Below are 12748 nucleotides of genomic sequence, written 5' to 3' on the forward strand. Positions count from 1 at the left end.
GAAAGGTCGCGCCGCCGAAGCCGAGTGGGATCAGCGTTTCGCGGCTTACTCCGCGGCGTTCCCGACCGAAGCCAATGAACTGGTGCGTCGCCTGAGCGGCGAGCTGCCGGAAGATTTCGCGGAAAAAGCCTCGGCGTATATCGCGGAAGTCGCGGCCAAGGGCGAAACCATCGCCAGCCGTAAAGCCAGCCAGAACGCCTTGAATGCCTACGGCCCGTTGCTGCCGGAACTGCTCGGCGGTTCCGCTGACCTGGCCGGTTCCAACCTGACCCTGTGGAAAGGTTGCAAAGGCGTGTCGGCGGAAGACGCCAGCGGCAACTACATGTACTACGGCGTTCGCGAGTTCGGCATGAGCGCAATCATGAACGGCGTGTCCCTGCACGGCGGCCTGGTGCCTTACGGCGCGACCTTCCTGATGTTCATGGAATACGCGCGCAACGCGGTGCGCATGGCTTCGCTGATGAAAAAACGCGTGGTGTTCGTTTACACCCACGACTCCATCGGCCTGGGCGAAGACGGCCCGACGCATCAGCCGATCGAGCAATTGACCAGCCTGCGCAGCACGCCGAACCTCGACACCTGGCGTCCAGCCGATGCCGTGGAGTCGGCGGTATGCTGGAAAAAAGCCATCGAGCGCAAGGACGGTCCTTCGGCGCTGATTTTCTCGCGTCAGAACCTGCAGCATCAGGAGCGCAGCACGCGGCAAATCGCCGACATCGCCCGTGGCGGTTACGTGTTGAAGGATTGCGCGGGCGAGCCTGAGCTGATCCTGATCGCCACTGGTTCGGAAGTCGGCCTGGCGGTTCAGGCGTACGACACACTGACCGACCAAGGTCGCAAGGTTCGCGTTGTTTCGATGCCGTGCACCAGCGTGTTCGACGCGCAAGACGCCGGTTACAAGCAAGCGGTCCTGCCGCTGCAAGTCAGCGCCCGGATCGCCATCGAAGCGGCGCATGCGGACTATTGGTACAAGTACGTGGGCCTGGGTGGCCGCGTGATCGGCATGACCACGTATGGTGAATCGGCACCTGCACCGGCGTTGTATGAACTCTTCGGGATCACCCTCGAAAACGTGCTCGAAACTGCGCGCATCCTGCTGCTCAAGTCGCGGGCGGGGGCGTAACCATGGACGCCGAAGTCGATTGTGAAGCCCTGGCTGCCAGGGCGACGCTACTTGCCCTGTCTACGTCCGAGCGGAAACCTTCCATCAAGCATTACCTGCAACCGCTGGACGCCACCGGTCTGCCGTCCTGGCGGGCGCTGCAAAAGCACCGTCTGGCCATGCAACGCTTCAACATGCGCGACGAGTTCGAGGTTGATCCTGGACGCTTCAATGAGTTCTCCGTTTCCAGCGGTGGTCTTTTCCTGGATTACTCGAAGAACCTGATCACCCGTGAAACCCGCGAGCTGTTGATTCGGCTGGCTCGGGAATCAGGGCTCGGCGAGGCGATCCAGGCGATGTTTGCCGGTGAGCCGGTCAACGCCTCGGAGCGGCGTCCCGCGTTGCACACGGCGCTGCGTCGGCCGTTGGGCGATCGCCTGATCGTTGATGGACGCAACCTGATGCGCGACGTCCACGACAGCCTCGGGAAAATGACCGAGATCGTCGGCCGCATCCATAACAAGCTGTGGCGCGGCTACAGCGATAAAGCGATCACCGATGTGGTTAATATCGGTATCGGTGGCTCGTTCCTCGGGCCCGAACTGGTGTCTGAGGCGCTCTTGCCCTACAGCCAGCCGTCCGGGGTGCGCTGCCATTACCTGGCGAACATCGATGGCAGTGAGTTCCATGAGTTGACGGCGCGGCTGAATGCCGACACCACGTTGTTCATCGTGTCCAGCAAGACGTTCGCGACCCTGGAAACCCTGAAAAACGCCCAGGCTGCCCGTGCCTGGTACCTGAGCAGCGGCGGCAATGAGCAGCAGTTGCACCGTCATTTCATTGCCGTCACCAGCAACAATCAGGCAGCGATCGACTTCGGTATTCGCGAGAAGAACATCTTCCCGATGTGGGATTGGGTCGGTGGTCGCTATTCCTTATGGTCGGCCATCGGTTTGCCCATTGCGCTGGCGATCGGCATGACCAACTTCAAGGAGTTGCTGTCCGGTGCCTATGCCATGGATTGCCATTTCCTCGACGAGCCGTTCGAAAGCAACATGCCGGTGCTGCTGGGGATGTTGGGCATCTGGTACCGCAACTTCTGGGATGCCCAGGCCCACGCGTTCCTGCCCTACGATCATTACTTGCGCAACTTCGTAAAACACCTGCAGCAGATGGACATGGAGTCCAGCGGCAAGAGCATTCGTCAGGATGGCGCGGCGGTGTCCTGCGGGACCGGGCCGGTGATTTGGGGCGGTGTTGGCTGCAATGGCCAACATGCGTATCACCAACTGCTGCACCAGGGGACGGCGCTGATTCCCGCGGACTTTATCGTCCCGGTGGTCAGTCACAAGCCACTGGCCGACCACCATCACTGGTTGTACGCCAACTGCCTGTCGCAAAGCCAGGCGCTGATGCGTGGCAAGAACCTGAAGGAGGCCGAGGCCGAGTTGCGGGCCAAGGGACTGTCGAAAGCCAATGTCCAGCGTCTGGCTCCGCACAAAGTGATTCCGGGCAACCGGCCCAGCAACACCCTGGTGATGGAAACCCTCGATCCCCGGCGTCTCGGCGCATTGATCGCGCTGTATGAACATAAGGTGTTCGTGCAAGGCGTGGTCTGGGGGATCAACTCGTTCGACCAGTGGGGCGTGGAGCTGGGGAAGGAGTTGGGCACCAGCGTCTATAGCAGCCTGACCGGGTTCGATCCGCCCCCCGCCGACGATTGTTCAACCCAAGGCCTGATCGATTATTTCCGCAGGCGTCACCGCGGCTGAATCCAGCCGTTTTCAAAGCAGGCGAACAACCTGAACGGGGTGTTCGCCTGTCGGTGCTGGCGCTCGTGGCCAATTATTTACATGGAGTGATCTATGCTTCTCAGAAAGCTGAATCTCGCGCCTCGCTCGGTGGTTTGTTTTGGGCTTTTCTGCTTGTTGATCAGTGGCATGGGCCTGTTCGCACTGAGGCAGGCGTCCGCGTTGAATGACGCAGAAGACTTTGTGGAAACGACGATCGTTCCCACGATCCAGGTCTTGGGGGAGCTGGACAAAAGCTTCGTCCTGGTTCGTACCGACAACGCCAATTTGCGTAATCCGCTGGAAACCGAAGAAGTGAATACGGCGGCTTTGGCAGAGATAGCGGCGCTGCACGCCAGCACTCAAGACAAAATGAAACGCCTCTCGGGACTGATTGTGGCAGCCAGGGACAGGGCGGTATTCGATGAGCTGGAAACCATGATCCAGGCCTTCAATGCCATCGAAGAAAAGTACCTGGCCTTCATCAATGGCAACGACTTGATCGGGGCCAACCGCTTTACGATGACGGATGTGCGACCGTCCATCGACAAGGTGTCTGCCAGCGTCCAGAAACTGATTGATCTGGGGCAGCTCAAGGCCAGACAGGCCGGCGAAGCGGCGGACACCGTCTATCTGCATACGCAGGTCCTGGTCAGTGTGTTGATCGTCATTTCATTGCTGGCGACAGTGTTGTTGGCCTGGCTGTACACCCGCAGCGTCACCGTTCCGCTGAGCCTCTCGCTGGCGATTGCCCGACGAATTGCCAACAACGATTTCAGCCAGCCGATTGCGGTGAAAGGTTCGGATGAACTGGCGAGGTTGCTGGCTGCACTGGCGACCATGCAGGCCAACCTGCGTGAGACGATCGCCCAGATTGGCGGCTCATCGACTCAGCTCGCCACCACCGCTGAACAAATGTTCGCGGTGACCGAGGACGCCTCCAAAGGGATGATCCGTCAGAACAATGAAATCGAGATGGCCGCGACCGCCGTCACCGAAATGAGCGCGGCGGTCGATGAGGTCGCGAGCAACGCGGCATTGGCCTCCGACGCAGCGACCCAATCGAGCGCTACCGCTTCGAGCGGCCGCAGCCGTGTCGATGAAACCCTCGGAGCCATCGGCCTGATGGTGACCAGCGTGCGCTCCACGTCCAGCGAGGTTAAACGCCTGTCCGTCATGGCCGTGGACATCAGCAAAGTGCTGGATGTGATTCGCGCCATCGCCGAGCAAACCAACCTGCTGGCCCTGAACGCGGCAATCGAGGCCGCACGTGCCGGTGAGGCGGGGCGGGGGTTCGCGGTGGTGGCGGACGAGGTGCGGGCGCTGGCCCATCGCACCCAGGTCTCGACCCAGGAAATCGAGCAGATGATCGGCAACATTCAGACCGGGACCAGCAACGCCGTGATGTCCATGGACCAGACCACTGTGCAGGCCGAAAACACCTTGCGCCTGGCGGAAGCCGCCGGTCAGGCCCTGAGCGAGATCACCGAGTCGATCATTCAGATCAACGAGCGCAACCTGCTGATTTCGACGGCTGCCGAAGAGCAGGCCCAAGTCGCCCGCGAGGTCGACCGGAGCCTGATCAGCATTCGCGATCTGTCGACGCAAACGGCCACCGGCTCACACCAGACGTCGATTGTCAGCGGCGAACTGTCAAAGCTGGCCGCTGGCCTCAATGGTCTGGTCGAGCGTTTCAGGTTGTAAGGCTCTGATTCACACAAGGTCTCTGGACGTCAGCATCCGGACCCCGGCAGACCTCGACAGCACGGCATCGATCATCACCCTGGCTATATTAGCCGGGGCGTTGATCCACAAGCTTCGCGGCAATATCGGCTTAAGCAGGGCGGCGATAGGGAGAATCACGCGCTCGGCGGGACGGAACTCTTCACGGCTGCCGCCAATCATTCCAGGGCGGATGATCGTCAGCGAAGGGAACCCGATGCCTTGAATATCCCGTTCCAGCTCACCTTTGATCCGGCAGTAGTAAACCGGAACGGACAACGAGGCGCCGGGCGACGAGATGATCGCGCAAGCCTGTGCGCCGAGGCTCAACGCCAGTTCGCCGAACTTGATCGGCAGCACGTAATCGACCAGTCGAAATGCCTCCTTCGAGCCGGCCTTCGACGGGGTGGTGCCCATCGCGCAAATCATCGCGTCGATCGACAGCCTGGCGACATCCGGCAGTACCTGGCGCAGATCATTGGCGACCGGGTTGATGAGCTTGGGGTGTGCCGCCATTGCCCGGCGCGTGGGTGCGATGACCTGCTCGATGCGCGCATCGTCCAGCGCTTGCTGCAGCACATTGCGGCCAACTTGTCCGGTCGCGCCGAGAATCAATACTTTCATCGTGGTGGTCTCTGTGTTCAGCGGGCCGCAAGCCCCGGGGTCTTGGAAGGAGTGTGGAATATCGAGTGGTAATACGTACGGCCATCATCAAGGTGTTGGTCGAATGCGAAGCCTTGTTTGAGCATAGTGTCCATGTCGGCCTCGGTGATGCGCATCACGTAGCTGTGTTCGGTGGTGATCAGCGCGAAGCGCGCGCCCTGGGCTTCGCGCAGGTTGAACCACTTGCCCGGCGCCGCGTGTCCGCTGGGAAAGGTGTTGCCGTCGTAGTGCAGGCGCCATTCGCCATCGAGCAGGATCCAGTAATCCGTCGCTGACGCGCCGGTCTGATCGTCCTTGGCGATGACCGATCCCGCCTCGGTTTCCCACTCGCGCGAATGGTCGATGACCCAGCGCAATTGGTCGGTCGACAACGTCGTGAAAAACGGTGTGTGGCGAAGCAAATGCAAATAGGTGATGGAGGGTTTCATGGTCATGTCCTGCTTGGCATCGGGTGTGCGCTGAGCGCCACACGCCGTGAGACAAATCGTGGCGAAAAGCGCCAGGCTGGCGATTTTCAGGCGACTGGGCAGCGGTGCCATGGCGTTACTCGGCGTGAGACAAATTAATGGGCATAGGCGCTTCTCTCGTGGGCAGTGGCGAGCGGGCGCATGATGGACTGTTTTTTTACGCCGATAATTACGTCAAAACGGGTTATATAATTCCATTTACTTCAACTATCAGGCGTTGTGTCTTGCGATGGATCGATTCCAGGAAATGCAGGTGTTTATCCGGGTTGCCGATCGCCAGAGTTTTACGGCGGCGGCGGAAGATCTGCGCATCCCGCGTGCCACCGTGACCAATTTGATCAAACGCCTGGAGTTGCGCATTGGCGTGCGCTTGTTGGAGCGCACCACACGCCAAGTGCGCCTGACGCATGACGGCGAGGCTTACTACCATCGTTGCGTGCGTTTGCTGGCGGACCTGGAGGAAACGGAAACCTCCTTTCGCGATGCAAAACCCAAGGGCCTGCTGCGGGTGAATCTGCAGGGCACGCTGGCCAAGCACTTCGTGATGCCGGCGTTGGGGGATTTTCTGGCGCAATACCCGGATATCACCCTGCACCTGGGCGAAGACGATCGTCTGGTCGACCTGGTGCGTGAAGGCGTGGACTGCGTATTGCGCGCCGGTTCTTTGCAGGACTCGTCGATGATTGCCCGGCGCGTGGCGCGCATGGAGCAAGTCACCGTGGCCAGCCCTGCATATTTGCAGCGTTATGGTGTGCCGCTCGATCTTGAAGCGCTGCGCTCCCATGTGGCGGTGAGCTACGTATCGAGCGCCACCGGCAAGCCCATGGGGCTGGACTTTATGCTGAACGATGAAGTGATCGAGATCGACTTGCCGGCCATCGTCTCGGTGACCGGCGCGGATCTGTACACGGGGGCCGCGCTGTCCGGGCTGGGGTTGGTGCAAGTGCCGCGCTACCGGATCGAGCAGGAGCTGGCCGAAGGTCGGTTGACGATCGTCTTGCCCGGTTTTGCGCCACCGCCCATGCCGGTGTCGGTGCTCTATCCGCAGAGTCGTCAGTTGTCCTCTCGCGTGCGTGTTTTCGCCCAGTGGCTGGGCAAGCGCTTTGAAAATGCGCCCTACACCGTGGGGGATTGAAGCCATGCCCCGCAGCACCTGTGGGAGCCTGCTCGCGAAAGCGGTGGACCAGCCAACATCAATATTGAATGACACACCGCCTTCGCGAGCAGGCTCGCTCCCACAAGGATTGCAGGCTTTCCTTCTGTGGGTGTGAAGTGAGTTTCATGGCCGGCGGCTAATCCCTGCGGCGCATTGCCGGTAGTGTCACCGCGAAGTATTGAATGCATGTTTTATGCGACCAGGAGCTGATGATGCCACCGATTGTTCGTCGCGATTTCCTCAAAGCCGCGGCAGTCCTGCCGGCGGCACTGGCAGGGCTGATGGACGTAGCCTCAGCCGACACCACACCCACTTCTGCCAAACAGGCCAAAGCACCGTCGGAGTCGTTCGATTATGTGATTGCAGGCGCAGGCCACAACGGCCTGGTCTGCGCGGCCTATCTGGCTAAAGCGGGTTTCCGGGTGTTGGTACTCGAAGGCGATGCCGTCATTGGCGGTGGCTGCAAAACCACCGAGCCGTTATTGCCGGGATTCAAGGAAGACCTGTGCTCCAGCGTTCACGGGGTGATTCTCAACAACCCGCTGATCCGCGACCATGAATTGGACCTGGCGCAATACGGCTACGAACTGCTGTACCCGGACGTGGTGTTGCACTACCCGTTCCTCGATGGTGCGTCCTTCACCGTGTTTCGCAATGATGTCGAGCGCACGGCGGCGACCATCGAGCAGGTCTCCAAAAAGGATGCCCAGACCTTCCGCCGCGCCGCTGCGGCCCGTGCGGGGCTGGCGACAATGAGCGCAGAAGCGGCGGCCAATTCACGTGACGGAATCTACCTGCGTCGGTTAAGCGAAATGACCGGTTTCGCCGCTTCCCAGACAGTTTGGGAGAGTCCGCAAATGCGCGCCGCAGCGCTGTCGGGCGGGCGGTTTTTCGGGCCGATGGGCAGTGACTACGGCACGGGGAAACAGGCGTTCTCGATGCTTGATCACCTGAAGGGGCGGCCGATTCCCAAAGGTGGCTCGGGGATGTTGAGCGTGGCGCTCGGGCGGTTTATCGAAGCGCACGACGGGGTGATTCTCACCGACAGACCGATTACCCGGCTCGTGATAGAAAACGCTGCGTGCAAAGGCGTCGAGTGCGCGGACGGCACGCAATACCGAGCCAGCAAGGGCGTGGTTTCCAGCATCCACGTCAAGCATCTGATCAATATGGCGCCACAGGAGTTGTTCGGCGACGGGGTTCTCGATGGCGTCAACCTGATGCAGCCAGAGCTGGCCATGTTCCAGTTTCATTTCGCCTTCAGCGAGGAGCCGGAATATGCGCTGGCCTCAGGGGGCACCGTTGCCAGTGTCGAGGCGTCGTTGATGGAAGACCCGGCGAGTATTTTCAGCCTCAGCCCGGACGACGCCCATGGCGAACTGAACATTGCCGACTACCCGCTTCAGGTGTGTCATCCGTCGGTGTTCGACAAGACGCGCGTGCCGGAGGGGCAGGGTCTGTTGAAAATCGAAGGCTGCATGCCGTACAACCTCAAGGGTGGGCCGCAGCGCTGGGATGAGATCAAGGATCAAGTGGCCGATGCGGTATTGACGCGCTACCTGCGTTACACGAGCAATCTGAGCAAAGACAAACTGCTCGCCAAATTCCTGCTGAGCCCACTGGATATCGAGCGGATGAACCCCTCGATGTGGCGTGGCAGCGCGCACCATTTCGACAATCGCGGCGGCAACTTCGCACCGTGCCGCATGGGCATTCTCGGCCTTTATCAGACAGGCGCCTGTACCGCACCGGGCGGATCCATCAGTGGTCTGCCGGGCCGTAACACGGCACAAGTGGTGTTGCAGGACCAGGGGCTTGATCTGAAGGAAGTGGTGGCCAGGGGGGCGTCGGGTCGTCGGGCGACGACCTGATCGGGATAGTCGGGCGGCTAGCCGTGAGGTCGCCGCCCGGTACTCGCCTTGCTTCAGGCTTGACCGAACACCTGCAGGATCTGTTTGTACTCCAGGAAGTCATCCAGGCCGGCCAGGCCGCCGAGCCGACCTTGTCCGCTGTTCTTGAAACCACCTTCTTCGAACTCGACCTGCATGCTGGCCCAGTCGTTGATGCAGATGTGACCGGCATCGAGTTGTCGAGCCACGCGAATCGGTCGGTTGACATCGCGACTCCAGATACAGGCACTCAACCCGTACACGCTGTCGTTCGCCATGGCGATGGCCTCATCTTCGGTGTCGAACACTTGCAACGTCTGCACCGGGCCAAACACTTCGTCCCGTGAAATCGCCAGGCCCGCCGCTGGCACTTCCAGCAGCGCGGGGCGATAGAATGCACCGCCGGCCAGTGGGCCTTCGCTGATCAAACCACCGCGCACGATCGCCGTGGCGCCTTCGTTGAGCGCGACCTTGACCATCTGTTCCACACGCTCGGCCGCCTGGCGGTCGATCAGTGGCCCTATCTGGCTGGCGGGATCGGCCGCTGGCCCCGGCTGCACGGCCGACAGGCGTTCTGCGAGCAAGCCCTTGAGTTTTTCCGCGACGCCACGTTGCACCAGGATGCGGCTGCCGGTGACACAGAACTGACCGGCAAACACCGTCGATGACGCGACGATGGCCGGCACTGCCGCTTCAAGGTCTGCATCGTCAAACACCAGGTGCGGTGTCTTGCCACCCAACTCCAAGCCAATCCGCTTGAACTGCGCAGCACCGGCAATGGCGATGTTGCGACCGGTCGAGGTACTGCCGGTGAAACTGATCACCGGTACGTCGGGAGAGTCCACGAGGAATTTCGCGCCTTCTGCGCCGCTCTCGACAAAAATGTTGATCGCGCCCTTCGGAATCTCCGCAACGCTGGCCAGTATTTGCGCAGACAAATACGCGGTCTGCGCGGCTTGGGCCGGGAGCTTGATCACGGCGGTGCACCCGGCGGCGAGGGCCGGGGCGAGGGCACGAATCAGCAGAAACGCGGGGGAGTTCCACGGCACGATCAGGCCGGCCACACCCACTGGCTGACGCAACGCCATGGATTGTGTGCCCGGGCGCGGTTCAGCCACGCGGCCGAAGGTGGTCAGCGCCAGGCCGGCGGCGAAGCGCAGGGCGCGAACGATCTGCATGGCTTCGAAACCGGCTTCCATTTTCAACTTGCCGTTCTCGCTGGTCAGGCAGTCGATCACTTCTTGTGAGCGGCGTTCGTAGGCATCCGCCAAATGGCTGAGTGCGGTCGAGCGGCGCATTGCATCGACTTTCCAGTCGCTGTCGTGAAAGACCTGTCTGGCGGCGGCTACAGCTTTTTTCGCTTCAGCCAGGCCACCATCGTAGAACGTGGCGAAGGCTTCTCCGGTGGCGGGGTTGATGCTGTCACGCAGTTGCCCGCTGTCCATCCATTCGCCATTGATCCAGTGCTTTGCTAGCTGTCCCATGAGAAAACCTTTGAAATATTCGGGAGGTAAAGAATGCTGTTCTCGATTCGATAATTCAACATAAATCTAACAATATGGGATTTGTGTGTTTATCTGGCATCGATCACGATCTTGCCGAAATGCGCACCCGATTGCAGGTATTCATAGGCGGCGACGGCTTCATCGAACGGGAAAACCTTGTCGATGGTCGGCACGATCCGGTTGACGTCGACGAACCGCACCAAGTCTTCGAGCATGGCCCGGCTGCCCGCTGTAACCCCGACCAGCCGCTTGGCGCCGCCGATCAGCATGCCGGGCTCGATCGAGACACCGCCGCCGCCACTGACGCGGCCAATCACCACGACGGTCGCGCCGACACCGGCGGCCTTGAGGGAGCGGGCCAGCGTGTCTTCGCCGCCGACTTCGACCACCAGATCGACCCCGGCGCCAGCGGTCAGTCGCAGCACTTCGTCTTGCCAGTCTGGCGTCGTGCGGTAGTTGATCGTCCCATCGGCCCCGAGGGCTTTGACCCGTTGCAGTTTTTCATCCGACGACGAGGTCACGATGGCGAACAGGCCGGCGGCCTTGGCCAGTTGCAGCGCCCACAGCGATACGCCACCGGTGCCCAGAATCAGCACGCTGGAGCCTGGCTTGAGCGCCCCGGCGACGAACAGCGCATTCCAGGCGGTGACGCCAGCGCAGGACAAGGTCGAGGCCTGTGTTGGCGTCAGACTGATGGGGGCTGCAGTGAAAAACTCCTCGCTGGCGACCACTTCCCCGGCGAGGGTGCCGTCGAACTGGGCGCCAAATGAAATCGCGGTTTTGCTCGACGACAACGCCCCATCCACCCAGCGTGGGTAGTAACTGGTGATCACGCGATCACCGATTTTGAAGCGAGTGACGGCGTTGCCCACCGCAATGATTTCCCCGCAGCCGTCGACCAGCGGGATGATCGGATAGCTTGGCGGGTTATAAAACTGGCCCTTGGCAAAGCTGAGATCGCGGTGGTTGAGCGAAGTCGCGTCGATGCGCACTTTGACTTCGTGGGCGTCGGGGCTGCGCTCGGGACGCTCGACACGTTTGAGTCCGGCAATGCCGGTGCCCGCCAGGATTTGATAAGCCTTCATGGTTGCTTCCTCGAAGTAGGTCAGTGATGGATTCGAAAGTGCCAGGTCAGCTCGCGTAGGCGGCCCGGCGTAGTGCGGTGGGGAAGTCGCCGCTCATGCCGGCGACGGCGGTATTGGTCAGCGTCACCACGCTCAGGCCCTGGACGGGATCGACCCAGAAATTCGTGCCGTAAACCCCGGCCCAGTTCCAGCTACCGGCGTACAGCGGCAGTTTCGCCGCCACCGGGTCTTTGAGCACCGCGACGCCCAGGCCCCAGCCAAACCCCGGGCCGGCGGCGGCGACCGGCAGATTGCCGATGGCGTTGCGCGTCATCGCCGCCACCGTGTCCGGCAGAATGATCCCGGCGCCGCCGGTACGCATGGCTTCGACGAAACGCAGGTAGTCCCTGGCCGTGCCGACCATGCCGACGCCGCCCGAAGGGTAAGCGCCGTCATCGAAGGCCCGGGCGGGCGAATAGACAATCGCGCTGGGGCCGAATGGCAGGGAGAAATGCTCGGTCATTCGCCCGGGGGCAGGCGCGGCATCGCCGTACGGAGTGGCCAGCACGCTACCGGCGTCGGCCACGAATTTGAGGCTGGAAGTGCCCAGCGGATCGGTCACGATTTGGCGTACGGCTTCGGCCAGGGGCAGGCCGGTCACCCGTTCGATGACCGCGCCCAGCACATCGATGGCGACTGAGTAGTGCCAACCGGTGCCCGGTTCGAACAGCAACGGCGCCGCGGCAATACGTCGAAGATTTTCGTCCAGGGTCAGGCCGGATGCATCCAGCCCATCGGAGACGCCAAGCCGATGGTAAGGTCCGTCCGGCGCTTCCAGAAAACCGTAGGTCAGGCCCGCCGTGTGGGTCAGCAGATGGCGCACGGTGATGACCGGTTCGCGCCCGTCTGCGAGTTTGGGGCGGAAATCCGGAAGCCAGCGAGTCAGCGGATCTTCCAGGCCCAGTTTGCCCTGGTCGATCAGCGCCAGCGCCGTCACGCCCACGATGGGTTTGGTCATCGAGGCCAGGCGAAAGATTTCATCTTCTTGCATCGGACGCCGGGTTTCCCGGTCGGCGAAACCGGCCGCGCGCTGGTAGACGATTTCGCCGTTTTTCGCGGCGATGACGGTTGCGCCAACAATCTTGCCGCTGTTCACTGCACTGAAGATAACGTCATCCATGGCCTTGGCCCGATCCCATGTCGGCGTTGCCGCCAACGCATGGGAAAGGGGGCCGGCCAGCGCAACGCCCAGGCCTCCTACCGAGGCGTTAACGAGCACCTGGCGGCGTGAAAATTGTTTAGCGGTTGCCGCGTTTTGAAGCGGTGTGGACTCCATGGCTGATTCCTGTCGCAAGCATGATGAAGTGAATGATCCGCACTCTAGCTCTTC

Annotated in this window: 10 protein-coding genes; 5 read left to right on the forward strand and 5 right to left on the reverse strand. The window is 61.3% G+C overall.

All coding sequences use genetic code 11. The features are described from left to right. The 3 genes from HB680_RS11395 to HB680_RS11405 all read left to right on the forward strand — a co-directional run. The coding region (locus tag HB680_RS11395; protein WP_276572261.1) for a transketolase C-terminal domain-containing protein at positions 1-1123 on the forward strand (1123 nt) is incomplete at its 5' end. An 83-nt stretch (positions 1124-1206) separates the two neighbouring features. After that, positions 1207-2874, forward strand: a complete 1668-nt coding sequence (gene pgi / locus HB680_RS11400) for a glucose-6-phosphate isomerase (protein WP_213939003.1) — start codon at positions 1207-1209, stop codon at positions 2872-2874. A gap of 93 nt (positions 2875-2967) precedes the next feature. After that, positions 2968-4596, forward strand: a complete 1629-nt coding sequence (locus HB680_RS11405; RefSeq protein ID WP_213938632.1) for a methyl-accepting chemotaxis protein — start codon at positions 2968-2970, stop codon at positions 4594-4596. Positions 4597-4605: 9 nt separating this feature from the next. On the opposite strand, the gene HB680_RS11410 is transcribed toward HB680_RS11405, so the two are convergent. Both HB680_RS11410 and HB680_RS11415 read right to left on the reverse strand, forming a co-directional pair. Further along, entirely contained in the window at positions 4606-5238 is a 633-nt protein-coding gene (locus HB680_RS11410; protein ID WP_213938633.1) for an NAD-dependent dehydratase, read from the reverse strand. 17 nt (positions 5239-5255) lie between these two features. After that, positions 5256-5816, reverse strand: coding sequence for a hypothetical protein (locus HB680_RS11415; RefSeq protein WP_256735510.1), 561 nt, complete (start codon positions 5814-5816; stop codon positions 5256-5258). A 157-nt stretch (positions 5817-5973) separates the two neighbouring features. Here HB680_RS11415 and HB680_RS11420 point away from each other — a divergent pair, with 157 nt between their 5' ends. Both HB680_RS11420 and HB680_RS11425 read left to right on the forward strand, forming a co-directional pair. After that, positions 5974-6879, forward strand: coding sequence for a LysR family transcriptional regulator (locus tag HB680_RS11420; protein ID WP_213938634.1), 906 nt, complete (start codon positions 5974-5976; stop codon positions 6877-6879). A 233-nt stretch (positions 6880-7112) separates the two neighbouring features. Beyond that, on the forward strand, positions 7113-8771 hold the full coding sequence (locus HB680_RS11425; protein WP_213938635.1) for an NAD(P)/FAD-dependent oxidoreductase: 1659 nt from the start codon (positions 7113-7115) through the stop codon (positions 8769-8771). Between the two features lie 53 nt (positions 8772-8824). On the opposite strand, the gene HB680_RS11430 is transcribed toward HB680_RS11425, so the two are convergent. The 3 genes from HB680_RS11430 to HB680_RS11440 form a co-directional block, all read right to left on the reverse strand. Then, the gene (locus HB680_RS11430; protein WP_213938636.1) at positions 8825-10273 is read right to left on the reverse strand and encodes an aldehyde dehydrogenase family protein; all 1449 of its coding nucleotides are present in this window, start codon (positions 10271-10273) and stop codon (positions 8825-8827) included. Positions 10274-10362: 89 nt separating this feature from the next. After that, a complete protein-coding gene (locus tag HB680_RS11435) occupies positions 10363-11379 on the reverse strand; it encodes an NAD(P)-dependent alcohol dehydrogenase (RefSeq protein ID WP_213938637.1) in 1017 nt (338 codons plus the stop codon). Positions 11380-11425: 46 nt separating this feature from the next. After that, positions 11426-12694 carry a serine hydrolase domain-containing protein gene (locus HB680_RS11440; RefSeq protein ID WP_213938638.1) on the reverse strand — a complete coding sequence of 423 codons (1269 nt, stop codon included), beginning with the start codon at positions 12692-12694 and terminating at the stop codon, positions 11426-11428. Between the last annotated feature and the right edge of the window lie 54 nt (positions 12695-12748).

Source organism: Pseudomonas sp. dw_612, from assembly GCF_018449725.1.
In the GTDB taxonomy this organism is placed as follows: Bacteria; Pseudomonadota; Gammaproteobacteria; order Pseudomonadales; family Pseudomonadaceae; genus Aquipseudomonas.